Origin of the sequence: Streptomyces sp. NPDC090798 (assembly GCF_044768965.1) — a bacterium.
Taxonomy (GTDB): Bacteria; Actinomycetota; Actinomycetes; order Streptomycetales; family Streptomycetaceae; genus Streptomyces.
Window position 1 is genome coordinate 409,259 of record NZ_JBIVXA010000003.1, and the last position, 22,725, is coordinate 431,983.

The 22,725-nt window shown below is 70.6% G+C and carries 21 protein-coding genes; 19 read left to right on the top strand and 2 right to left on the bottom strand.

Annotated features, from left to right (window positions below; genetic code table 11):
* Positions 1-63: 63 nt before the first annotated feature.
* The 3 genes from ACIQTP_RS09415 (at position 64) to rpsD (ending at position 3,023) form a co-directional block, all read left to right on the top strand.
* On the top strand, positions 64-693 hold the full coding sequence (locus ACIQTP_RS09415) for a vitamin K epoxide reductase family protein (RefSeq protein WP_402047895.1): 630 nt from the start codon (positions 64-66) through the stop codon (positions 691-693).
* 44 nt (positions 694-737) lie between these two features.
* The gene (locus ACIQTP_RS09420) at positions 738-2,093 is read left to right on the top strand and encodes a replication-associated recombination protein A (RefSeq protein ID WP_403397868.1); all 1,356 of its coding nucleotides are present in this window, start codon (positions 738-740) and stop codon (positions 2,091-2,093) included.
* A gap of 315 nt (positions 2,094-2,408) precedes the next feature.
* The gene (gene rpsD / locus ACIQTP_RS09425) at positions 2,409-3,023 is read left to right on the top strand and encodes a 30S ribosomal protein S4 (protein WP_054233962.1); all 615 of its coding nucleotides are present in this window, start codon (positions 2,409-2,411) and stop codon (positions 3,021-3,023) included.
* Positions 3,024-3,056: 33 nt separating this feature from the next.
* Here rpsD and ACIQTP_RS09430 read toward each other — a convergent pair whose 3' ends face one another.
* Entirely contained in the window at positions 3,057-5,216 is a 2,160-nt protein-coding gene (locus ACIQTP_RS09430; protein ID WP_403397870.1) for an ATP-binding protein, read from the bottom strand.
* 201 nt (positions 5,217-5,417) lie between these two features.
* Between ACIQTP_RS09430 and ACIQTP_RS09435 the strand changes: the two genes are divergently transcribed.
* The 13 genes from ACIQTP_RS09435 (at position 5,418) to nusB (ending at position 18,747) form a co-directional block, all read left to right on the top strand.
* A complete protein-coding gene (locus ACIQTP_RS09435) occupies positions 5,418-5,852 on the top strand; it encodes a DUF948 domain-containing protein (protein WP_101406251.1) in 435 nt (144 codons plus the stop codon).
* Between the two features lie 7 nt (positions 5,853-5,859).
* Entirely contained in the window at positions 5,860-6,204 is a 345-nt protein-coding gene (locus ACIQTP_RS09440; protein ID WP_403397873.1) for a DUF6167 family protein, read from the top strand.
* Complete coding sequence (alaS, locus tag ACIQTP_RS09445) at positions 6,204-8,876, top strand: alanine--tRNA ligase (RefSeq protein WP_403397874.1); 2,673 nt, start codon at positions 6,204-6,206, stop codon at positions 8,874-8,876. The genes ACIQTP_RS09440 and alaS overlap by 1 nt, the downstream gene beginning before the upstream one ends.
* A gap of 38 nt (positions 8,877-8,914) precedes the next feature.
* Positions 8,915-9,379 (top strand): Holliday junction resolvase RuvX, encoded by a 465-nt coding sequence (ruvX, locus tag ACIQTP_RS09450; RefSeq protein WP_054233989.1) that lies wholly within the window; start codon positions 8,915-8,917, stop codon positions 9,377-9,379.
* 122 nt (positions 9,380-9,501) lie between these two features.
* Entirely contained in the window at positions 9,502-11,298 is a 1,797-nt protein-coding gene (gene mltG / locus ACIQTP_RS09455; RefSeq protein WP_403397877.1) for an endolytic transglycosylase MltG, read from the top strand.
* Positions 11,279-12,118 carry a shikimate dehydrogenase gene (locus ACIQTP_RS09460; RefSeq protein ID WP_403397879.1) on the top strand — a complete coding sequence of 280 codons (840 nt, stop codon included), beginning with the start codon at positions 11,279-11,281 and terminating at the stop codon, positions 12,116-12,118. The genes mltG and ACIQTP_RS09460 overlap by 20 nt, the downstream gene beginning before the upstream one ends.
* Positions 12,119-12,296: 178 nt before the next feature.
* Positions 12,297-13,481, top strand: coding sequence for a chorismate synthase (aroC, locus tag ACIQTP_RS09465; RefSeq protein ID WP_403397881.1), 1,185 nt, complete (start codon positions 12,297-12,299; stop codon positions 13,479-13,481).
* On the top strand, positions 13,478-13,996 hold the full coding sequence (locus tag ACIQTP_RS09470; protein ID WP_403397883.1) for a shikimate kinase: 519 nt from the start codon (positions 13,478-13,480) through the stop codon (positions 13,994-13,996). The genes aroC and ACIQTP_RS09470 overlap by 4 nt, the downstream gene beginning before the upstream one ends.
* Positions 13,993-15,084 (top strand): 3-dehydroquinate synthase, encoded by a 1,092-nt coding sequence (aroB, locus tag ACIQTP_RS09475; protein WP_099923777.1) that lies wholly within the window; start codon positions 13,993-13,995, stop codon positions 15,082-15,084. The genes ACIQTP_RS09470 and aroB overlap by 4 nt, the downstream gene beginning before the upstream one ends.
* Positions 15,085-15,304: 220 nt before the next feature.
* Positions 15,305-16,174, top strand: coding sequence for a Pro-rich N-terminal domain-containing protein (locus tag ACIQTP_RS09480; RefSeq protein WP_403397885.1), 870 nt, complete (start codon positions 15,305-15,307; stop codon positions 16,172-16,174).
* A 404-nt stretch (positions 16,175-16,578) separates the two neighbouring features.
* Positions 16,579-17,685 (top strand): M24 family metallopeptidase, encoded by a 1,107-nt coding sequence (locus tag ACIQTP_RS09485; protein ID WP_403397887.1) that lies wholly within the window; start codon positions 16,579-16,581, stop codon positions 17,683-17,685.
* Between the two features lie 58 nt (positions 17,686-17,743).
* Positions 17,744-18,310, top strand: a complete 567-nt coding sequence (gene efp / locus ACIQTP_RS09490; protein ID WP_010988257.1) for an elongation factor P — start codon at positions 17,744-17,746, stop codon at positions 18,308-18,310.
* Between the two features lie 2 nt (positions 18,311-18,312).
* Entirely contained in the window at positions 18,313-18,747 is a 435-nt protein-coding gene (nusB, locus tag ACIQTP_RS09495; RefSeq protein WP_382119198.1) for a transcription antitermination factor NusB, read from the top strand.
* Positions 18,748-19,010: 263 nt separating this feature from the next.
* Here nusB and bldD read toward each other — a convergent pair whose 3' ends face one another.
* On the bottom strand, positions 19,011-19,511 hold the full coding sequence (bldD, locus tag ACIQTP_RS09500) for a transcriptional regulator BldD (RefSeq protein ID WP_067366005.1): 501 nt from the start codon (positions 19,509-19,511) through the stop codon (positions 19,011-19,013).
* 244 nt (positions 19,512-19,755) lie between these two features.
* Here bldD and pyrR point away from each other — a divergent pair, with 244 nt between their 5' ends.
* The 3 genes from pyrR (at position 19,756) to ACIQTP_RS09515 (ending at position 22,711) form a co-directional block, all read left to right on the top strand.
* On the top strand, positions 19,756-20,346 hold the full coding sequence (gene pyrR / locus ACIQTP_RS09505) for a bifunctional pyr operon transcriptional regulator/uracil phosphoribosyltransferase PyrR (RefSeq protein WP_054233975.1): 591 nt from the start codon (positions 19,756-19,758) through the stop codon (positions 20,344-20,346).
* Between the two features lie 95 nt (positions 20,347-20,441).
* On the top strand, positions 20,442-21,419 hold the full coding sequence (locus ACIQTP_RS09510) for an aspartate carbamoyltransferase catalytic subunit (RefSeq protein ID WP_382122554.1): 978 nt from the start codon (positions 20,442-20,444) through the stop codon (positions 21,417-21,419).
* A gap of 5 nt (positions 21,420-21,424) precedes the next feature.
* Positions 21,425-22,711 (top strand): dihydroorotase, encoded by a 1,287-nt coding sequence (locus tag ACIQTP_RS09515; protein WP_266416369.1) that lies wholly within the window; start codon positions 21,425-21,427, stop codon positions 22,709-22,711.
* Positions 22,712-22,725 lie beyond the last annotated feature (14 nt).

Consider the following 22,725-nt stretch of genomic DNA (forward strand, 5'->3'; position numbering starts at 1 on the left):
CACATGTGGGTGCGGCACAATGTCGGTTGCCCGCAGGCCCTTCGAGACTACGGAAACGGCGTGATGAGCAAGACGACAGTCATCTCCATCGACCAGGAACGCGCCGACGGTCCCCGGACGGTCGGCGGCAGCCGTGCGCTCGCCCTGCTGCTCGTGATCACCGGTGCGGCCGGTCTGCTCGCCGCGTGGGTCATCACGATCGACAAGTTCAAACTGCTGGAGAACCCGAACTTCGTGCCGGGATGCAGCCTGAACCCGGTCGTCTCCTGCGGCAACATCATGAAGAGCAAGCAGGCCGCGGCCTTCGGGTTCCCCAACCCGATGCTCGGTCTCGTCGCGTACGGCATCGTGATCTGCGTCGGCATGAGCCTGCTCGCGCGCGCCACCTACCCGCGCTGGTACTGGCTGACCTTCAACGCCGGCACGCTCTTCGGCGTCGGATTCTGCACCTGGCTCCAGTTCCAGTCGCTGTACCGGATCAACTCGCTGTGCCTGTGGTGCTCACTGGCCTGGGTCGCCACGATCATCATGTTCTGGTACGTGACCTCGTCGAACGTCCGCAACGACTTCCTGCCCGCCCCGCGCTGGCTGAAGAGCTTCTTCGGCGAGTTCACCTGGGTCCTGCCCGTCGTGCACATCGGGATCATCGGGATGCTGATCCTGACCCGCTGGTGGGACTTCTGGACCAGCTGACGGCCCTGCGGGGATTGTCAGTGGCGTGACATAGGGTTTTGGACGTGGAGCCCGACCTGTTCACCGCCGCAGCAGAAGAACGCCAGGAGAAGGACCCGTCCAGCAGCCCCCTGGCCGTACGGATGCGCCCGCGTACCCTCGACGAGGTCGTGGGCCAGCAGCATCTGCTGAAGCCCGGCTCACCCCTGCGCAGACTCGTCGGCGAGGGGAACGGCGGGCCGGCCGGACCGTCCTCGGTGATCCTCTGGGGCCCGCCCGGCACCGGCAAGACGACCCTCGCGTACGTCGTCTCCAAGGCCACCAACAAGCGCTTCGTGGAGCTCTCCGCGATCACCGCCGGCGTCAAGGAGGTCCGCGCGGTCATCGACGGCGCCCGCCGCGCCACCGGCGGCTTCGGCAAGGAGACCGTCCTCTTCCTGGACGAGATCCACCGCTTCAGCAAGGCCCAGCAGGACTCCCTGCTCCCGGCCGTCGAGAACCGCTGGGTGACGTTGATCGCCGCCACGACCGAGAACCCGTACTTCTCGGTGATCTCCCCGCTCCTGTCCCGCTCCCTCCTCCTCACCCTCGAACCGCTCACCGACGACGACCTGCGCGGCCTGCTGCGCCGGGCACTCGCCGACGAGCGCGGCCTCAAGGAGGCCGTCACCCTCCCCGAGGACACCGAGCGGCACCTGCTGCGCATCGCCGGGGGAGACGCCCGCCGCGCCCTGACCGCCCTGGAGGCCGCCGCCGGCGCGGCGCTCGACAAGGGCGAGCCGGAGGTCACCCTCCAGACGCTGGAGGAGACCGTCGACCGCGCGGCCGTGACCTACGACCGCGACGGCGACCAGCACTACGACGTGGCGAGCGCCCTCATCAAGTCCATCCGCGGCTCCGACGTGGACGCCGCGCTGCACTACCTGGCCCGGATGATCGAGGCCGGCGAGGACCCCCGCTTCATCGCCCGCCGCCTGATGATCTCCGCCAGCGAGGACATCGGCCTCGCCGACCCGAACGCGCTGCCGATAGCCGTGGCCGCGGCCCAGGCCGTAGCCATGATCGGCTTCCCCGAGGCCGCGCTGACCCTCAGCCACGCCACCATCGCCCTCGCCCTGGCCCCGAAGTCCAACGCCGCGACCATGGCCATCGGCGCCGCGATGGAGGACGTACGCAAGGGGCACGCGGGCCCGGTGCCGATGCACCTGCGCGACGGGCACTACAAGGGCGCGGCCAAGCTCGGGCACGCCCAGGGGTATGTGTATCCGCACGACCTGCCCGAGGGCATCGCCGCCCAGCAGTACGCCCCGGAAGAGCTCAAGGACCGCGAGTACTACACACCGACCCGGCACGGCGCCGAGGCGCGCTACGCGGACGCGGTGGAGTGGACCAGGAAGCACCTCGGTAGAGGGCGGTCCTGACCACCCTGTAACATGACGCGAAGCGCTGCGTCCCGTGTCCGGCTCCGGTCGGCACCACCAGAACGGGACATCCAGCCGGAGCCCCTGCCACCACGGAGGGATTCCAGGAGCGTCGCGCACCGTCGAAGGTGTCGCGGGCAGCCCACCACCACCCGGTCTCCGGGAACGGTCGGTGGGCCACTCGCGTGCTGCACGTATGTGCCCAGACCCAGGAGCGGCTGCCCAGCAGGTCCCCCGAGGACCCGCGGGGTTTCCCGGGCTGCGGATTGCGACCTCCCTTAACTCTGGTGAGCCGAAGTCAAGGAAAGAGAAAAAGTGGCGAATCAGTCCCGCCCCAAGGTCAAGAAGTCGCGTGCCCTCGGCATCGCGCTGACCCCGAAGGCCGTCAAGTACTTCGAGGCCCGCCCCTACCCGCCGGGCGAGCACGGCCGTGGCCGCAAGCAGAACTCGGACTACAAGGTCCGTCTGCTCGAGAAGCAGCGTCTGCGCGCGCAGTACGACGTGTCCGAGCGCCAGCTCGTCCGCGCCTACGAGCGTGCCTCCAAGGTCCAGGGCAAGACCGGTGAGGCCCTGATCATCGAGCTCGAGCGTCGTCTCGACGCGCTGGTCCTGCGTTCGGGCATCGCCCGCACGATCTACCAGGCCCGCCAGATGGTCGTCCACGGCCACATCGAGGTCAACGGCCAGAAGGTCGACAAGCCGTCCTTCCGCGTCCGTCCCGACGACGTCGTGATGGTCCGCGAGCGCAGCCGCAGCAAGACGCTGTTCGAGGTCTCCCGCGCCGGTGGCTTCGCCCCCGACGGCGAGACCCCGCGCTACCTCCAGGTGAACCTCCCGGCCCTGGCGTTCCGCCTGGACCGCGAGCCGAACCGCAAGGAGATCCCGGTGATCTGCGACGAGCAGCTCGTCGTCGAGTACTACGCCCGCTGATCGTCTTCCAGCGGACGTGGCACCACCTGCGCGTCAGCCCGTCGTCTCCCCGCCCTTCGAGGTGGGCGAGACGGCGGGCTTGCGCGTGTCCGGGGGAAGCCTGCGCGGGGAGGGCACCACACCCAGCGGCCGGGGACCGGGCCGCCGCAGCGCCCGCGCCACCGCCGCCTCCCGGCCGAGCCGAGCACCCACCCGTACGCACTCCTCGTACCGCTCGTCGCCCAGCCGCCGCCGGGCGCCGGCCTCGCACCGCTCGTGCGGCACGCTGTAGTACGCCGAGCCGAACAGCGGCAGGCCCACCGAGGGCCACAGCCGGGCCGCCGCCCCCTGCAGTACCGCGGCCTCGGCCGGATCGCCCTCCGCCTCCGTGACCAGCGCCAGCAGCTCGATCGCGAGGACCGTTCCTAGCAGGTCGTGGAAGGCGTGCCCGGTGTCCAGGCTCTGTTCCAGGAGACCCCGGGCGCGGCCCGGATCGCCCGCGGTCTGGGCCTCGTAGGCCAGCACATACAGCGCGTACGCGAGCGCCCAGCGCTCCCCGTGGTCCTCGCAGACCCGGCGGACGTCCTCACACAGCGTCACCGCGCCCGGCAGGTCGCCGCGGAACGCGAGCGCCATCGCCAGCTCGACCTGGGCCATCAGCACGTTGCTGTTGAGCTCGCCGATCTCGTGGTAGCGGTCGAGCGCCGAGCGCAGCAGGGTTTCCGCGCGTGCCATGTCGTCGCCGACCAGCGCCAGACAGCCGGTGCGGTGCTCGGCGTAGGCGATCGCGGTGGGGTTGTCGGTGCGTTCGGCCTCCTCGCGGCACTCCTGGAGCGCGGTGAGCGCGGGCACCGTGTCGCCCTGGAGGATCGCCACATAGCCGAGCACCCACAGGGCCTTCAGCCGCGACTGGTCGCGGTCGCTGTCGAGCTCCACCCCGCGCTCCAGCCAGTGGCGCCCCTCCGCCAGCCGGCCGCAGCCCACCCAGTAGAACCACAGGCTGCCCGCGAGGTACTGGCCCAGATACGTCTCGCCCGGCTCGGTCAGGCAGTACTCCAGGGCGGAGCGCAGATTCGGCAGCTCCGTCTCGATGCGCGCGGCCACCTCACCCTGGCGTGGCGAGAACCAGTCCAGCTCGCACCAGGTGGCCAGGCCCATGTACCAGTCGCGGTGGCGGCGGCGCAGCCGGCTCGCGTCGCCCGCCGCCACCAGCCAGTCCGCGCCGTACGCCCGCACCGAGTCCAGCATCCGGTAGCGCAGGCCGGCCGCCGTCTCCTCGCGTGCCAGCACGGACTGCGCGAGCAGCTCGCCCAGCACGTCGAGGACGTCGTCGGCGTGCAGTCCGTCACCGCTGCACACGTAGTCGACAGCCTCCAGGTCGAACGGTCCGGCGAACACCGAGAGTCGCGACCACAGCAGCCGCTCCTCGGGCGTGCACAGCTCATGGCTCCAGCCGATCGCCGTCCGCAGCGTCTGATGGCGTGGCAGGGCGTCACGCCCGCCGCCGGTCAGCAGCCGGAAGCGGTCGTCGAGCCGGGACAGCAGCTGCCCGGGGGAGAGGGCGCTCAGCCGGCCCGCGGCCAGCTCGACGGCGAGCGGGATCCCGTCCAGGCATCGGCACAGCTCCAGGACGTCCGCCCGGTTGCCGTCGTCCAGCGTGAACCCGGGCACCCGGGCCGCCGCCCGGTCCGTGAACAGCTCCGCGGCCTCCCGCTCGGGCAGCGGGGCCAGCGGGAACAGCAGCTCGCCCTCGACCTCCAGCGGTCTGCGGCCCGCGGCGAGCACCCGCAGCCCCGGCGCATGCCGCAGCAGCTCGCCCACCAGCGCGGCGCACGCGTCCACCAGATGCTCGAACCCGTCCACGACCAGCAGGAGTTGACGCTCGGCGAGATGGTCGAGGAGCAGCCTACGGGGCGGCCTCGACGTCTGGTCCGTCAGAGCGAGCGCCTCCACGAGCGCGAACGCGACGAGATCCGGATCGCGCACGGAGGCCAGCTCCACCCGCCATGATCCGTCGCGCGGCCGGGCGCGTGCCGCGGCCCGTGCCGCCAGGCGTGACTTGCCTATGCCGCCCATGCCCGTCACCGTCACCAGCCGGGCCTGCCCCAGCGCCTCCGCCAGCCGTGCGAGTTCGGCCGTGCGCCCCACGAACGCGTTGAGTTCCAGGGGCAGATTGCCGGGTGCGGACCGGTCGGAGCACTCAGAAGCTCGCATGGGACACGGAGCGTACTGACCCGTAAGCGGTCCGTACAACCGCTTCGCGCAACTCCGGACCCGGCAGCCGGTAATGCGGTACGGAGCGGCGGCCCCGGCGCGATAGGCTCGGGGGGCGACTTTTTGATGTTCAGACACGATGTTTCAGACACGATGTCCAGGCACGTACTGGCAGGCACGTACTAGGGAGCGGGTGCGACAGTGTCCGGTGGAGAGGTGGCCGGGATCCTGGTGGCCGTCTTCTGGGCGATCCTGGTCTCCTTCCTCGCCGTCGCACTGGCGAGGCTGGCCCAGACGCTCAGGGCGACCACCAAGCTCGTGGCGGACGTGACCGACCAAGCTGTCCCGCTGCTGGCCGACGCCTCCGCGGCGGTGCGCTCCGCGCAGACCCAGATCGACCGGGTCGACGCCATCGCGTCGGACGTCCAGGAGGTCACGTCGAACGCGTCGGCGCTCTCCACGACCGTCGCGTCCACCTTCGGCGGCCCGCTGGTGAAGGTCGCGGCGTTCGGCTACGGCGTCCGCCGGGCCATCGGCGGCCGCAAGGACAATGTGCCCCCCAAGGCCTCCCGTCGCACCGTGATCGTGGGCCGCACCGTCCCGTCCGCGCGACGGGGAAAGCGGAAGAAGGACTGACGCAGCGATGTTCCGCCGTACGTTCTGGTTCACCGCCGGCGCAGCCGCGGGTGTGTGGGCCACCACCAAGGTCAACCGCAAGCTCAAGCAGCTGACCCCCGAGAGCCTCGCGGCCCAGGCCGCCAACAAGGCGATCGAGGCCGGGCACCGGATCAAGGACTTCGCGCTCGACGTCCGCGACGGCATGGCCGAGCGGGAGGCCGAACTCGACGAGGCGCTCGGGCTCAATGACCACCCCGAGCTGCCCGCGCCCCGGCGTATCGCCGCGATCGAGAACAGTTCCGATCACAGCAAGAACCCGACGTACGTCGAGAGGTCGACGTACTCGTACAACCGGAATGAGGACCACTGATGGAGTCGGCCGAGATTCGCCGCCGCTGGTTGAGCTTCTACGAGGAGCGCGGTCACACTGTCGTTCCCTCGGCGTCGCTCATCGCGGACGACCCGACTCTGCTCCTGGTCCCCGCGGGCATGGTGCCCTTCAAGCCGTACTTCCTCGGTGAGGTCAAGCCGCCGTGGTCGCGCGCCACCAGCGTGCAGAAGTGCGTGCGTACACCCGACATCGAAGAGGTCGGCAAGACCACCCGGCACGGCACGTTCTTCCAGATGTGTGGCAACTTCTCCTTCGGTGACTACTTCAAGGAAGGCGCGATCACCTACGCCTGGGAGCTGCTCACCTCGCCCCAGGACAAGGGTGGTTACGGGCTCGACCCCGAGCGCCTGTGGATCACGGTCTATCTCGACGACGACGAGGCCGAGTCCATCTGGCGCGACAAGATCGGTGTCCCGGCCGAGCGCATCCAGCGCCTGGGCAAGAAGGACAACTACTGGTCCATGGGCGTCCCCGGCCCCTGCGGCCCGTGTTCCGAGATCAACTACGACCGCGGTCCGGAGTTCGGAGTCGAGGGCGGCCCGGCCGTCAACGACGAGCGGTACGTGGAGATCTGGAACCTGGTCTTCATGCAGTACGAGCGCGGTGAGGGCACCTCGAAGGAGGACTTCGAGATCCTCGGCGAGCTGCCCAGCAAGAACATCGACACCGGCCTCGGCATGGAACGCCTCGCCATGATTCTGCAGGACGTGCAGAACATGTACGAGATCGACACCTCCATGGCCGTCATCAAGAAGGCCACCGAGCTGACGGGTGTCGAGTACGGCGCCGCCCACGACTCCGACGTCTCGCTGCGCGTGGTCACCGACCACATGCGCACCTCCGTGATGCTCATCGGCGACGGCGTGAGCCCCGGCAACGAGGGCCGCGGCTACGTCCTGCGCCGCATCATGCGCCGCGCCATCCGCAACATGCGGCTGCTCGGCGCCACCGGTCCGGTCGTCAAGGACCTCATCGACGTGGTGATCGCGATGATGGGCCAGCAGTACCCGGAGCTCGTCACCGACCGGCAGCGCATCGAGACCGTGGCCCTCGCCGAGGAGGCCGCCTTCCTCAAGACGCTGAAGGCCGGCACGAACATCCTCGACACGGCCATCACGGACACCAAGGAGTCCGGCGGCACGGTGCTCGCCGGCGACAAGGCCTTCCTGCTCCACGACACCTGGGGCTTCCCGATCGACCTCACCCTCGAAATGGCCGCCGAGCAGGGCCTTTCGGTGGACGAGGACGGCTTCCGGCGTCTGATGAAGGAGCAGCGGGACAAGGCCAAGGCCGACGCCCAGGCCAAGAAGACGGGCCACGCCGACCTCGGCGCCTACCGTCAGATCGCCGACGCCGCCGGTGAGACCGAGTTCATCGGCTACGACCGGACCGACGGCGAGTCGCGCATCGTCGGCATTCTGGTCGACGGTGTCTCCTCGCCCGCCGCCACCGAGGGCGACGAGGTCGAGATCGTCCTCGACCGCACCCCGTTCTACGCCGAGGGCGGCGGCCAGATCGGCGACACCGGCCGCATCAAGGTCGACACCGGTGCCGTCATCGAGATCCGCGACTGCCAGAAGCCCGTCCCGGGTGTGTACGTCCACAAGGGCGTCGTCCAGGTCGGCGAGGTCACCGTCGGTGCCCAGGCCCAGGCCACCATCGACTCCCGTCGCCGGACGGCCATCGCCCGCGCCCACTCGGCCACGCACCTCACCCACCAGGCCCTGCGCGACGCCCTCGGCCCGACGGCCGCCCAGGCCGGTTCCGAGAACCAGCCCGGCCGCTTCCGCTTCGACTTCGGTTCCCCCTCGGCCGTTCCGACGACCGTCATGACCGACGTCGAGCAGAAGATCAACGAGGTGCTCGCCCGTGACCTGGACGTGCACGCCGAGATCCTGAGCCTCGACGAGGCCAAGAAGCAGGGCGCCATCGCCGAGTTCGGCGAGAAGTACGGCGAGCGCGTCCGCGTCGTGACCATCGGAGACTTCTCCAAGGAGCTGTGCGGCGGCACGCATGTGCACAACACCTCCCAGCTCGGCCTGGTCAAGCTGCTCGGCGAGTCCTCGATCGGCTCCGGCGTACGGCGCATCGAGGCCCTGGTGGGCGTCGACGCCTACAACTTCCTCGCCCGCGAGCACACGGTCGTCGCCCAGCTCCAGGAGCTGATCAAGGGCCGTCCCGAGGAACTCCCGGAGAAGGTCTCCGCCATGCTCGGCAAGCTGAAGGACGCCGAGAAGGAGATCGAGAAGTTCCGCGCGGAGAAGGTCCTGCAGGCCGCCGCCGGTCTCGTCGAGTCCGCCAAGGACGTTCGCGGTGTGGCGTTGGTCACTGGCCAGGTCCCGGACGGCACGAGCGCCGACGACCTGCGCAAGCTGGTCCTCGACGTGCGCGGCCGCATCCAGGGCGGACGGCCCGCCGTGGTGGCCCTGTTCACCACCGTCGGCGGTAAGCCGCTCACGGTCATCGCCACCAACGAGGCCGCCCGCGAGCGTGGCCTCAAGGCCGGTGACCTGGTCCGTACGGCCGCCAAGACCCTCGGCGGCGGCGGTGGCGGCAAGCCGGACGTCGCCCAGGGCGGCGGCCAGAACCCGGCCGCCATCGGCGAGGCCGCCGACGCGGTCGAGCGGCTCGTCGCCGAGACGGCCAAGTGAGCACGGACGGCTCGCAGCAGAGCGGAGACGGCCGGGGCATGCGCCGCGGCCGTCGGCTCGCGATCGACGTCGGGGACGCCCGGATCGGGGTCGCCTCGTGCGACCCCGACGGGATCCTCGCGACTCCGGTCGAGACCGTACCGGGGCGCGATGTCCCCGCCGCTCAGCGCCGGTTGAAGCAACTCGTCGAGGAGTACGAGCCGATCGAGGTCGTCGTCGGGCTCCCTCGCTCCCTCAAGGGGGGCGAGGGCCCCGCCGCCGTGAAGGTGCGCGCCTTCGCCCAGGAGCTGGCCCGGGCGATCGCGCCCGTCGGCGTCCGGCTCCTCGACGAGAGGATGACCACAGTGACGGCCAGTCAGGGTCTACGCGCGTCGGGCGTGAAGTCCAAAAAGGGCAGGTCCGTCATCGATCAGGCGGCCGCCGTCATCATCCTGCAGCAGGCTCTGGAGTCCGAACGGGCGTCAGGGAACGCACCGGGCGAGGGCGTCGAAGTGGTCATCTGATCGCGATACGGTAACGTTCCGCGCGATGTGGTGGTGTTCGAACAGCCACCGCACAGCGAAGAGGCGAACGGGAGCCGAGCCACCAGCGACAGCAGCCACCGCCTCGCGGCTCTAGGGGATCGATGACTGAGTATGGCCGGGGCGCAGGCTCCGAACCGTGGAATCCGGAGGACCCGTTGTACGGGGACGGCGGATGGGGAGGGCAGGCCGCCGACGGCCAGTCCCCCTACGGCGGCCAGCCGCAGCACTACCCGCAGCAGCCGCAACAGCAGCACCAGCAGTCCCAGTACGGCGAGTGGAGCCCCGACCCGCAGGGCGGCTACGGCCAGGAGCAGCAGTACGGCGCCCAGAACCAGCAGCACTACGAGGGCCAGGGCCGGCAGCAGTATCACGACCAGGGCCGGCAGCACTTCCCCGGCCAGGGGCAGCAGCAGTACCCGCAGCAGTACCCCGGCCAGGAGCAGCAGCAGTACGTCGATCAGGGTCAGCAGCAGTACAACGGACAGAACCAGCAGCAGTACCACGACGGCGGCTGGGACAACGGGACGCGGCAGCAGGCCACCTACGCCGCCGACCCGAACGACCCGTACGGGAACCAGGCCGCCGGGTACACCGGTGAGCAGCCCGACTTCTACGGCACTCCCGACGCTTATCCGCCACCGGAGCCGCCCGCCCGTCGCCGTGCCGAGCCCGAACCCGAGACCGACTGGGATCCGGGACCCGACCAGGGCGAACACGCCTTCTTCGCGGGCGGCGACGACGATGACGACCTCGACGACGACGATCCGAAGGCCGGCCGCGGCGACCGGAAGGGCCGCGGCGGCAAGGGCGACAAGGGCAAGAAGCGCCGCAGCGGCTGCGCCTGCCTGGTCGTGGTGATGGTCTTCGGCGGCGGTATCGCCGGTGTCGGATATTTCGGGTATCAGTTCTACCAAAATCGTTTCGGCCCGGCTCCGGACTTCGCGGGCGAAGGCAGCGGCCAGGTGACGGTCGAGATCCCCAAGGGCGCGGGTGGCCTCGCGATCGCGCGGGTGCTGAAGGAGAACGGCGTCGTCAAGAGCATCGACGCCTTCGTGTCCGCCCAGCAGAACAACCCCAACGGGAACAGCATCCAGGCGGGCGCGTATGTGCTGAGGAAGGGCATGTCGGCTGCCAGTGCGGTCAAGCTGATGCTCGATCCCAAGAGCCAGAACAATGTGATCGTCGCCCCTGGGCAGCGCAATGTCGTTGTCTACCAGGCCATCGACAAGAAGCTCGATCTCGCGGACGGAACCACCGGGAAGATCGCCAAGAAGGAATACAAGACCTTCGGACTTCCCAGCTGGGCGAACAACAGCAGGGACATAAAGGATCCGCTGGAGGGATTCCTCTACCCGGCGACCTATCCCGCCGCCAAGGGCATGAAGCCCGAGGCGATCCTGAAGCAGATGGTGACGCAGGCCAAGGAGAAGTACGCGGCCTACAACCTCGTGGCCAAGGCCAGGGAACTGAACCTGGCCAACCCGCTCCAGGTCGTCACGGTCGCGAGCCTCGTTCAGGCCGAGGGCAAGACGCACGACGACTTCCGCAAGATGGCCGAGGTGGTCTACAACCGTCTCAAGTCCACGAACACGGAGACCAACAGGCTGCTCCAGTTCGACTCGACCTTCAATTACCTGAAGGGCCAGAGCAACATCCACATCAGCGAGTCCGAGATCAACAGCAACAAGGACCCGTACAACACCTATACGCGCAAGGGTCTGCCGCCCGGACCGATCGGCAACCCCGGCGACGACGCGCTCAAGGCGACGCTGAACCCGACCAGCGACGGCTGGATCTATTTCGTGGCGACCGACGGTCAGAGCAATACCGAATTCGCCAAGACCTATGCGGAATTCCAGAAGCTCAAGGACAAGTTCAATGAGACCTCGGGCAACTGACGCCCGAAGGGCCGCGGTACTCGGCTCCCCGATCGCCCATTCCCTCTCCCCGGTGCTGCACCGCACCGCGTACCGGGAGCTGGGACTCGCCGACTGGTCCTACGACCGTTTCGAGATCGACGAGGAGGCGCTGCCGGGCTTCTTCGGCGACCTCGGTCCCGAGTGGGCGGGCCTGTCGCTGACCATGCCGCTCAAGCGGGCCGTCATCCCGCTGCTCGACGAGGTCAGCGAGACGGCGGCCGCGGTCGAGGCCGTCAACACGGTCGTGTTCACCGAGGACGGCCGTCGCGTCGGCGACAACACCGACATCCCCGGGATGGTCGCCGCGCTGCGTGAGCGCGGGATCGAGCAGGTGGACTCCGCCGCGATCCTCGGCGCGGGCGCCACCGCCTCCTCCGCGCTGGCCGCGCTCGCCCGGATCTGCACGGGCGAGGTCGTCGCCTACGTCCGCAGCGCGGAGCGGGCCGCCGAGATGCGGCAGTGGGGCGAGCGGCTCGACGTGGAGGTCCGTACGGAGGACTGGGCGCTCGCCGCGCAGGCCCTGCGCGCCCCGCTCGTGATCGCCACCACCCCGGCGGGTACGACGGACGCCCTGTCCGCCGCGGTCCCCGAACGGCCCGCGACACTCTTCGACGTGCTGTACGACCCGTGGCCCACCGACCTCGCCGCCCGCTGGTCCGGCTACGGCGGCGCCGTCGTCAGCGGACTCGACCTGCTCGTGCACCAGGCGGTGCTCCAGGTCGAGCAGATGACCGGACGCGTTCCGGCGCCGCTCGACGCCATGCGGAAGGCGGGCGAACAGGCCCTCGCGAGCCGCTGAGCACCGCCGCGGGGGGCCGGGCGCCGTCCCGCCTGATGGACCTGCGGCGGGGCACCGCGCCCGGACGTGGGAGGATCGGAGGTGGCGGGCCCGGGCCGCGCACCCGGTCGCGCCGTCGCCGTGCACGAGGACGCGTGTACGCAGCAGCAGTACCAGGGCGCGAGCATGAGGAGCACCGTTGAGCAGGTTGCGCTGGCTGACCGCGGGGGAGTCCCACGGTCCCGCACTTGTCGCGACGCTGGAGGGTCTTCCCGCCGGCGTGCCGATCACCACGGAGATGGTGGCGGACCACCTCGCCCGGCGGCGCCTGGGCTATGGACGCGGTGCCCGGATGAAGTTCGAGCGCGACGAGGTCACCTTCCTGGGCGGTGTCCGGCACGGTCTCACCCTCGGCTCGCCGGTGGCCGTCATGGTCGGCAACACCGAGTGGCCCAAGTGGGAGCAGGTCATGGCGGCCGACCCGGTCGCCCCGGAGATCCTCGCCGACGTGGCGCGCAACGCCCCGCTGACCCGCCCCCGGCCCGGCCACGCCGACCTCGCGGGCATGCAGAAGTACGGCTTCGACGAGGCCCGGCCGATCCTGGAGCGCGCCTCCGCCCGGGAGACCGCGGCCCGCGTCGCGCTGGGCGCCGTGGCCCGTTCGTACCTGAAGGAGACGGCCGGGATCGAGATCGTCTCGCACGTCGTCGAGCTGGCCGCGGCGAAGGCCCCGTACGGCGTCTACCCCAAGCCCTCGGACGTCGAGAAGCTCGATGCCGACCCCGTGCGCTGCCTCGACGCCGACGCGTCGAAGGCGATGGTCGCGGAGATCGACCAGGCCCACAAGGACGGCGACACGCTCGGTGGCGTCGTCGAGGTGCTCGCGTACGGCGTGCCGGTGGGCCTCGGCTCGCACGTGCACTGGGACCGGCGTCTCGACGCCCGGCTCGCGGCCGCGCTCATGGGCATCCAGGCGATCAAGGGCGTCGAGGTCGGCGACGGCTTCGAGCTGGCCCGTGTGCCCGGCTCCAAGGCCCACGACGAGATCGTCCACACCGAGGACGGCATCCGCCGCGCCTCCGGCCGCTCCGGCGGCACCGAGGGCGGTCTGACCACCGGCGAGCTGCTGCGTGTGCGCGCCGCGATGAAGCCGATCGCGACCGTGCCGCGCGCGCTGGCCACGATCGACGTGGCGACCGGCGAGGCCGCGAAGGCCCACCACCAGCGCTCCGACGTCTGCGCGGTCCCGGCCGCCGGAATCGTCGCCGAGGCCATGGTCGCCCTCGTCCTCGCGGACGCGGTGGCCGAGAAGTTCGGCGGCGACAGCGTGCCCGAGACACGGCGCAACGTCGAGTCCTACCTCGAGAACCTGGTCGTGCGGTGACCGCTGGACCGCTGGTCGTCCTCATCGGGCCGATGGGTGTCGGCAAGTCCACCGTCGGCGCGCTGGTCGCCGACCGGCTCGGCTGCGCCTACCGCGACACGGACGACGACATCGTGGCCGAGCAGGGCCGCACCATCGCCGACATCTTCGTCGACGAGGGCGAGCCGGTCTTCCGCGCCATCGAGAAGAGCGCCGTACACAGGGCGCTGGCCGAGCACGACGGGGTACTGGCGCTGGGCGGCGGCTCGATCCTCGACGCCGACACCCGCGCGCTGCTCGCCGGGCACCGGGTCGTCTACCTCTCGATGGACGTCGAGGAGGCGGTCCAGCGCACCGGCCTGAACGCGGCCCGTCCGCTGCTCGCCGTCAACCCGCGCCGGCAGTGGCGCGAGCTGATGGAGGCCCGCCGCCATCTGTACACCGAAGTCGCCCGCGCGGTCGTGCCCACCGACGGCCGCACCCCCGAAGAGGTCGCCCAAGCCGTCCTCGACGCACTGGAGTTGAAGAAAGCATGAGCGAGGCAGTGACGCGTATCCAGGTCGGCGGCACCGCGGGCACCGACCCGTACGAGGTCCTGGTCGGCCGTCAACTCCTCGGTGAACTGGGCGCGTTGATCGGCGACAGGGCCCAGCGCGTCGCGATCATCCACCCCGAGGCGCTCGCCGAGACCGGGGACGCGCTCCGCGCCGACCTGGCCGGACAGGGCTTCGAGGCCGTCGCCATCCAGGTGCCCAACGCGGAGGAGGCCAAGACCGCGGAGGTCGCCGCCTACTGCTGGAAGGCGCTCGGCCAGTCCGGATTCACCCGCACCGACGTCATCGTCGGCGTGGGCGGCGGCGCCACCACCGACCTCGCCGGGTTCGTCGCGGCGACCTGGCTGCGCGGGGTGCGGTGGATCGCCGTTCCCACCACCGTGCTGGGCATGGTGGACGCGGCGGTCGGCGGCAAGACCGGCATCAACACCGCCGAGGGCAAGAACCTCGTCGGTTCCTTCCACCCGCCCGCGGGCGTGCTCTGCGACCTGGCCGCGCTCGACTCACTGCCGGTCAACGACTTCGTCTCCGGGCTCGCGGAGATCATCAAGGCCGGCTTCATCGCCGACCCGGTGATCCTGGAGCTCATCGAGTCCGACCCCGAGGCGGCACGGACGCCCGCGGGCCCGCACACCGCCGAGCTCATCGAGCGCTCCATCAAGGTCAAGGCCGAGGTCGTCTCCGGCGACCTCAAGGAGTCGGGGCTCCGCGAGATCCTCAACTACGGCCACACCCTCGCGCACGCCATCGAGAAGAACGAGCGCTACAAGTGGCGGCACGGCGCGGCCGTCGCCGTCGGCATGCACTTCGCCGCCGAACTCGGCCGACTGGCGGGCCGGCTGGACGACGCGACCGCCGACCGGCACCGCACGATCCTGGAGTCCGTCGGCCTCCCGCTCAGCTACCGCTACGACCAGTGGCCCAAGCTGCTGGAGAACATGAAGGTCGACAAGAAGTCCCGCGGCAACCTGCTGCGCTTCATCGTCCTCGACGGGCTGGCCAAGCCGACCGTCCTGGAGGGCCCCGACCCGGCGGTGCTCCTCGCCGCGTACGGCGAAGTGGGGGAGTAGCTCCCAACGGGCCCCTACTTGGCCCTGTTTGCGCTCCGTTCACGGGCACTCCCCGGCCTCCCCGGCCGTTCACACAACGACGGCCGGGGAAGGTACCGTTCGATGGGGGTACCTCCCACGCCCTTTAGGCTGTGGGGGAGAGCGGGAGGCTCCGCTCGCCGGCATCAATCGCCTGCCGCGAGCGAACGGGCGAAAAGATCACGAGACGGAGTGGCACCGGATGCAGCACGCAGTGGAGGCTCCGCTGCCGCCGCCCCACCAGCCGGGGCACGGACCGGCCGCCGGCTGGCCGCCGGCCGCACAGCACCCGGGACACCCGGGCGGACCCCCCGGTCCGGCACCCACGAGTCCACCCGCGCCCGGCTTCACCGGTCCGCCGCCGGGACAGCCGGCGCCGCCCTCGCACCTGCCGCATCCCGCGCCCCCGCAGCACGCCCCCGCGGCGCCGATCCCCGACACGACGGGCCATGTGCGGCTGCCCCCGGGCGGCCCGGTCGCCATGCCCAGCGCCCCGGGCGCCCCCGACCCCGCGGAGACCACCCTCGCCGTGCTGCTCATCGGGCCAGCGGGTGCGGGCAAAACCAGCGTCGCCAAGTACTGGGCGGAGCACCGCCGGGTGCCGACCGCCCACATCAGCCTCGACGACGTACGCGAATGGGTGCGCTCGGGCTTCGCCGATCCGCAGTCGGGATGGAACGACCATTCGGAGGCGCAGTACCGCCTGGCCCGCCGCACCTGCGGCTTCGCCGCGCGGAACTTCCTGGCGAACGGCATCTCCTGCGTCCTCGACGACGCGGTCTTCCCGGACCGTCCGGTCGTCGGCCTCGGCGGCTGGAAGCGACACGTCGGACCGGGGCTGCTGCCCGTGGTGTTGCTGCCGGGCCTGGAGATAGTCCTGGAGCGCAACGCCGAGCGCTCCGGAAACCGCCGCCTGACCGACGAGGAAGTCGCCCGTATCCACGGCCGGATGGCCGGCTGGTACGGCTCCGGGCTCCCCATCATCGACAACTCCCAGCTCGACGTCCCGTCCACGGCCCGCGTCCTGGACGAGGTCCTGGCCCGCTCCATCGCGAGCCCACCGCAGTGGTAGCCCCGCGGCACCGGCGGTAGCGCGTCGGCCACACGGCATCGATGGAGGAGCGCCGTGCGGCCGACGGCACGGCGCCGTCGGCGACCCCGCCGGGGGTGCCGCATCCTCGGTCCCCCCGTCGATGTCCGGACGGCCATGGCGCGGCGCGCGCCGGCCTCCGGCGGCAGCGCGGCGCGGCCGACGGCCCCGGAATTACCGCCGGGGTACTTGCTCCCGACGTGCCGGCCACCCAGGGCGGCGCCCCGCGAGTCAGCTCGCGCCGTCTGCCGGGCCCCGCCGATCGCAGTCGCGGAACCAGCCCCCTGGCCCTCGCCCGCAGTGCCTCCGTCTCACCGCCGGTCGCCTGCCGCCCATCCGGCCCCGCTGGAACGGCGACATCGCGTCGACGCTCGTAGGCTCGATTTATGTCAGAGGTGTACGCGGCGCGACGCGAGCGGCTTCGGGAGCGCTGTGCGGCGGGCGGCAGCGCGACGGCGCTCGTCACCCGCCCGGCCAACGTGAGGTACCTCGCGGGCGCGGCCCCGCGCGGTGCCGTCCTCCTGCTGGGCAGGAGTGAGGACCTGCTGCTGTGCGGCGCTCCGCCGAGCGGCGAGGCCGGCGAGGGGCGTCCCGACGAGGCGCTGCGTGTGCGGGTGATGCCGCGCGCCGGGAGCGACGCGGCCGTGGCCGCCGCCGACGCCGCCATCGCCCAGGGCGCCGACTCCCTGGCGGTCGAGGAGCACCACCTCACCGTGACCCGGCACCGGGCCATCGGCTTGGTGGCACCCGGGCTGCGCCTCGCCGACCTCGGCGGTGCGGTGGAACAGCTGCGGGTGATCAAGGACGAGGAGGAGATCTCCTGCCTGCGGATCGGCGCCGAGATCGCCGACCAGGCGCTCGGGGAACTCCTCGAATCGATCCTCGTCGGCCGCACCGAGCGGCATCTCGCGCTGGAGCTGGAGCGCCGGCTCGTCGACCACGGCGCCGACGGCCCCGCCTTCGCGACCTCCGTCGGCACCGGCCCGAACTCCGGGCGGCGCGGGCACCGGCCCACCGACCGGCGGGTCGAGGAGGGAGATTTCCTTTCCGTCTGCCTCGGCGCGACCTACCGCGGCTACCGCTGCGAAATCGGCCGTACCTTCGTGATCGGCACCTCGCCCGCCGACTGGCAGATCGACCTGTACGACCTCGTCTTCGCCGCCCAGCGGGCCGGACGCGAGGCGCTGGTACCCGGCGCCGCCTACCGCGACGTGGACCGGGCCGCACGCCAGGTGCTCGACTCCGCGGGCCACACGGAAGGCCTCTCTCCGCTGACCGGGCACGGTGTGGGGCTCGAAATCGACGAGGACCCGCAGCTCGCCCCCGCGGCCATGGGTAAACTGGACACTTGCGTGCCGGTCACCGTCGAACCGGGGGTCCACCTCCCGGGCCGGGGCGGTGTCAGGATCGATGACACGCTCGTCGTACGCCCCGAGGCGGACGGCGGACCCGAGCTACTCACCATCACGACCAAGGAACTGCTCGCGCTCTAGCCCATGGCTACGCGCGTGTCCCGGGGTCGTCCACGTCAGTCCAGGAGATTCCGCAACCGTGGCTTCCACGAACGACCTCAAGAACGGCCTGGTGCTCAAGCTCGACGGAGGCCAGCTCTGGTCCGTCGTCGAGTTCCAGCACGTCAAGCCCGGCAAGGGCCCGGCCTTCGTGCGCACCAAGCTGAAGAACGTGCTCTCCGGCAAGGTCGTCGACAAGACGTTCAACGCCGGCGTCAAGGTCGAGACGGCCACGATCGACAAGCGCGACATGCAGTTCTCGTACATGGACGGCGAGTACTTCGTCTTCATGGACATGGACACGTACGACCAGCTCATGGTCGACCGCAAGTCCGTCGGCGACGCCGCCAACTTCCTGATCGAGGGCTTCACCGCCACCGTCGCGCAGCACGAGGGCGAGGTGCTCTTCGTCGAGCTGCCGGCCGCCGTCGAGCTCGTCATCCAGGAGACCGAGCCGGGTGTCCAGGGCGACCGCTCCACCGGTGGCACCAAGCCCGCCACCCTGGAGACCGGTCACCAGATCCAGGTCCCGCTCTTCATCACCACCGGTGAGAAGATCAAGGTCGACACCCGCACGAGCGACTACCTCGGCCGGGTGAACAGCTAACCGTGGCTGCCCGCAACACGGCCCGCAAGCGCGCCTTCCAGATCCTCTTCGAGGGCGACCAGCGCGGCGTGGACGTCCTGACGGTCCTCGCGGACTGGATCCGGCACTCCCGGACCGACACCCGGCAGCCGCCGGTCAGCGAGTACACGATGGAGCTGGTCGAGGGCTACGCCACCAAGGCGAAGCGGATCGACGAGCTCATCGCGACGTACGCCGTCGACTGGACGCTGGACAGGATGCCGGTCGTCGACCGCAACATCCTGCGCCTCGGCGCCTACGAGCTGATCTGGGTCGACGGGACCCCCGACGCCGTGGTCATCGACGAGGCGGTTCAGCTGGCGAAGGAGTTCTCCACGGACGAGTCGCCCTCGTTCGTGAACGGCCTGCTGGGCCGGCTGAAGGACCTGAAGCCGTCGCTGCGCCGCGACGAGGCATAGGTCCCGCCGTCACATTCCCGTCCGCCCTCCGGGCGGACGAGGGGAATCAGACGACAGGACCTGGCGCGTACGGCGCCCGTGGTCCGTACGCGCCCGTAGACGAGGTACGAAAACGCCGGAGGGCCCGCAGCACGTCCGCTGCGGGCCCTCCGGCGTTCCCGTACCCATGAGGCTCCCGAGGCCCGCAGAAAGCCGCCGGGGTGGCCGGAACACATGGTTCCGGCCACCCCGGCGGCACGTTTCTGCTGAACTCCCAGAAGGGATCAGCCCTCGTCGTGGGAGACGGCGCGGCGCGCGTCCGCGTCCAGCACGCCCCAGCTGATCAGCTGCTCGGTGAGGACCGAGGGCGACTGGTCGTAGATGACGGCGAGGGTGCGCAGGTCGTCCTGGCGGATCGACAGCACCTTGCCGTTGTAGTCACCGCGCTGGGACTGGATCGTCGCGGCGTAACGCTGCAGAGGACCCGCCTTCTCGGCCGGCACGTGGGCCAGCCGCTCCAGGTCGAGGACGAGCTTCGGCGGCGGCTCGGCGGCCCCGCCAGGAGTGGTGCCGGGCAGCAGCTCCTGCACGGGAACCCCGTAGAAATCCGCCAGTTCGGCGAGGCGCTGCACGGTGACGGCGCGGTCACCGCGCTCGTACGACCCGACCACGACCGCCTTCCAGCGTCCCTGTGACTTCTCCTCGACTCCGTGGAGGGAAAGGCCCTGCTGGGTGCGGATGGCCCGGAGCTTGGCCCCGAGCTGTTTGGCGTATTCGCTGGACATATAGCTCCCCGGACGCTGTATCAACGTGCGGCTCCGCCGCGCGGCTGGTGACTCACTGTGAGGTTACGCAGCGTTACTCTCCCCCGTCAAGCCGAATGGTCCGGACCGACCTTCACGCGGGAGTCACCGGCGGTGGCCCGCAGGGTGGTGATCAGGCGCGTTGGCGGGCTGGTACCGTGGATGGCGCAAATCCGACGTCCTTTAATGATCCGTCCCGTGAGGCGGAGAAGGAGGTCCGTTTCGTATGGACACCGAGCAGGACAAGCAGCAGTACGAAGCCGACGCACGGCCCGTTCTGGAAGCCCCCGACATCGCGCGGGTGCTGACCCGCATCGCCCACGAGATCGTCGAACGCGCCAAGGGCGCCGACGACGTGGTGCTCCTCGGCATTCCGACCCGGGGCGTCTTCCTGGCCCGCAGACTGGCCGACAAGCTCGAAGAGATCACCGATCGCAAGATCCCGGTCGGTTCGCTCGACATCACCATGTACCGCGACGACCTGCGCATGCACCCGCCGCGTGCGCTGGCCCGCACCGAGATCCCCGGCGACGGCATCGACGGCCGCCTGGTCGTCCTCGTCGACGACGTGCTCTTCTCCGGCCGCACCATCCGCGCCGCGCTCGACGCGCTGAACGACATCGGCCGCCCGCGCGCCGTGCAGCTCGCGGTCCTCGTCGACCGCGGCCACCGTGAACTGCCCATCCGCGCCGACTACGTCGGCAAGAACCTCCCCACGTCGTTGCGGGAGACGGTCAAGGTCCAGCTCGCCGAGGAGGACGGTCGCGACACCGTGCTGCTCGGTGCGAAGCGGACCTCCCCGGACGCACAGCAGTAGCACTCCGGAGTACGTCACCGCCGTACGCCCCCGAGTGCGCTCCGCGCGCGCCCGCCTGCCCGAATTCTCCTGAACTGCCTTACGGAGCCTGACAGATGCAGCGTCATCTCATCTCGGCCGCCGACCTCACCCGCGACGACGCCGTCCTGATCCTCGACACCGCCGAGGAGATGGCCCGGGTCGCCGACCGGCCGATCAAGAAGCTGCCGACCCTGCGCGGCCGCACCGTCGTCAATCTCTTCTTCGAGGACTCGACCCGTACCCGGATCTCCTTCGAGGCCGCCGAGAAGCGTCTCTCCGCGGACGTCATCAACTTCACCGCGAAGGGTTCCTCGGTGTCCAAGGGAGAGTCCCTGAAGGACACCGCCCAGACCCTCGAAGCCATGGGCGTCGACGCCGTCGTCATCCGGCACGGCGCCTCCGGAGCCCCGTACCGGCTCGCCACCTCCGGCTGGATCGACGCCGCCGTCATCAACGCGGGTGACGGCACCCACCAGCACCCCACACAGGCCCTGCTCGACGCCTTCACCATGCGCCGGCGCCTGGTCGGCCGTGACGCCGGGATCGGCCAGGACCTGTCCGGCAAGCGGATCACGATCGTCGGCGACATCCTGCACAGCCGGGTCGCCCGCTCCAACGTCGACCTGCTGCACACCCTCGGCGCCGAGGTCACCCTCGTCGCCCCGCCGACCCTGGTACCGGTCGGCGTGGAGTCCTGGCCCTGCGAGATCTCCTACGACCTCGACAGCACCCTCTCCAAGTCCGACGCGGTGATGATGCTGCGCGTCCAGCGCGAGCGGATGAACGCGGCGTTCTTCCCGACCGAGCGCGAGTACTCGCGGCGCTACGGCCTCGACGGCGACCGCATGGCGAAGATGCCCGAGCACGCCATCGTGATGCACCCCGGCCCGATGGTCCGCGGCATGGAGATCACCGCCGAGGTCGCCGACTCCGACCGCTGCACCGTCGTCGAGCAGGTCGCGAACGGGGTATCGATCCGCATGGCTGTGCTCTACCTGCTGCTGGGCGGCAACGAGCCCGCCGTCACCCACACCCGTACCGAGGAGAAGTAAGAAGCATGAGCAAGATCCTGATCCGTGGTGCGAAGGTGCTCGGGGGCGAGCCGCAGGACGTGCTGATCGACGGCGCCGTCATCGAGGCGGTCGGTACCGGCCTCTCGGACGAAGGCGCCGAGGTCGTCGAGGCCGACGGCAAGGTCCTCCTGCCGGGCCTCGTCGACCTGCACACCCATCTGCGGGAGCCCGGTCGTGAGGACTCCGAGACCGTCCTGACCGGTACGCGCGCGGCAGCGAGCGGCGGCTACACCGCCGTGTTCGCCATGGCCAACACCTTCCCGGTCGCCGACACCGCCGGTGTCGTCGAGCAGGTCTACCGGCTCGGCCAGGAGCACGGCTACTGCGACGTGCAGCCCATCGGCGCCGTCACGGTCGGCCTGGAGGGCAAGAAGCTCGCCGAGCTGGGCGCGATGCACGAGTCCGCGGCCGGCGTCACGGTCTTCTCGGACGACGGCAAGTGCGTGGACGACGCGGTGATCATGCGCCGGGCCCTGGAGTACGTGAAGGCCTTCGGCGGTGTGGTCGCGCAGCACGCGCAGGAGCCCCGCCTCACCGAGGGCGCCCAGATGAACGAGGGCGTCGTCTCCGCCGAGCTGGGGCTCGGAGGCTGGCCCGCGGTGGCCGAAGAATCGATCATCGCCCGGGATGTCCTGCTCGCCGAGCACGTCGGCTCGCGCGTCCACATCTGCCACCTGTCGACCGCCGGCAGCGTCGAGATCGTGCGCTGGGCCAAGTCCCGCGGCATCGACGTCACCGCCGAGGTCACCCCGCACCACCTCCTCCTCACCGACGAGCTGGTCCGCTCGTACAACCCGGTCTACAAGGTCAACCCGCCGCTGCGCACCGAGCGCGACGTGACGGCGCTGCGCGAGGCGCTCGCCGACGGCACGATCGACATCGTCGCCACCGACCACGCGCCGCACCCGCACGAGGACAAGGACTGCGAGTGGGCCGCCGCCGCCATGGGCATGGTGGGGCTCGAGACCGCGCTCTCCGTCGTCCAGCAGACGATGGTGGAGACCGGACTGCTGGACTGGGCCGGCGTCGCCGACCGCATGTCCTTCAAGCCCGCCCGGATCGGGCAGGCCGCGGGCCACGGCCGTCCCGTCTCGGCAGGTGAGCCCGCCAACCTCACGCTCGTCGACACGGCATACCGTGGGGCCGTGGACCCCGCGGGCTTCGCCTCGCGCAGCCGCAACACCCCCTACGAGGGCCGTGAGCTGCCGGGCCGGGTCACGCACACCTGGCTGCGGGGCAAGGCCACCCTCGTCGACGGGAAGCTCGCGTGACATCTCTCATCCCG

Bases quoted from the DNA above. Each gene is read 5' to 3' on its own strand.
- aroB (WP_099923777.1), top strand. From the start codon at position 13,993: ATGAGCGAGGCAGTGACGCGTATCCAGGTCGGCGGCACCGCGGGCACC.
- ACIQTP_RS09510 (WP_382122554.1), top strand. From the start codon at position 20,442: ATGCAGCGTCATCTCATCTCGGCCGCCGACCTCACCCGCGACGACGCC.
- bldD (WP_067366005.1), bottom strand. From the start codon at position 19,511: ATGTCCAGCGAATACGCCAAACAGCTCGGGGCCAAGCTCCGGGCCATC.
- ACIQTP_RS09480 (WP_403397885.1), top strand. From the start codon at position 15,305: ATGCAGCACGCAGTGGAGGCTCCGCTGCCGCCGCCCCACCAGCCGGGG.
- ACIQTP_RS09460 (WP_403397879.1), top strand. From the start codon at position 11,279: ATGAGACCTCGGGCAACTGACGCCCGAAGGGCCGCGGTACTCGGCTCC.
- pyrR (WP_054233975.1), top strand. From the start codon at position 19,756: ATGGACACCGAGCAGGACAAGCAGCAGTACGAAGCCGACGCACGGCCC.
- ACIQTP_RS09440 (WP_403397873.1), top strand. From the start codon at position 5,860: ATGTTCCGCCGTACGTTCTGGTTCACCGCCGGCGCAGCCGCGGGTGTG.
- ACIQTP_RS09415 (WP_402047895.1), top strand. From the start codon at position 64: ATGAGCAAGACGACAGTCATCTCCATCGACCAGGAACGCGCCGACGGT.
- mltG (WP_403397877.1), top strand. From the start codon at position 9,502: ATGACTGAGTATGGCCGGGGCGCAGGCTCCGAACCGTGGAATCCGGAG.
- alaS (WP_403397874.1), top strand. From the start codon at position 6,204: ATGGAGTCGGCCGAGATTCGCCGCCGCTGGTTGAGCTTCTACGAGGAG.
- ruvX (WP_054233989.1), top strand. From the start codon at position 8,915: ATGCGCCGCGGCCGTCGGCTCGCGATCGACGTCGGGGACGCCCGGATC.
- ACIQTP_RS09485 (WP_403397887.1), top strand. From the start codon at position 16,579: ATGTCAGAGGTGTACGCGGCGCGACGCGAGCGGCTTCGGGAGCGCTGT.
- ACIQTP_RS09430 (WP_403397870.1), bottom strand. From the start codon at position 5,216: ATGCGAGCTTCTGAGTGCTCCGACCGGTCCGCACCCGGCAATCTGCCC.
- ACIQTP_RS09515 (WP_266416369.1), top strand. From the start codon at position 21,425: ATGAGCAAGATCCTGATCCGTGGTGCGAAGGTGCTCGGGGGCGAGCCG.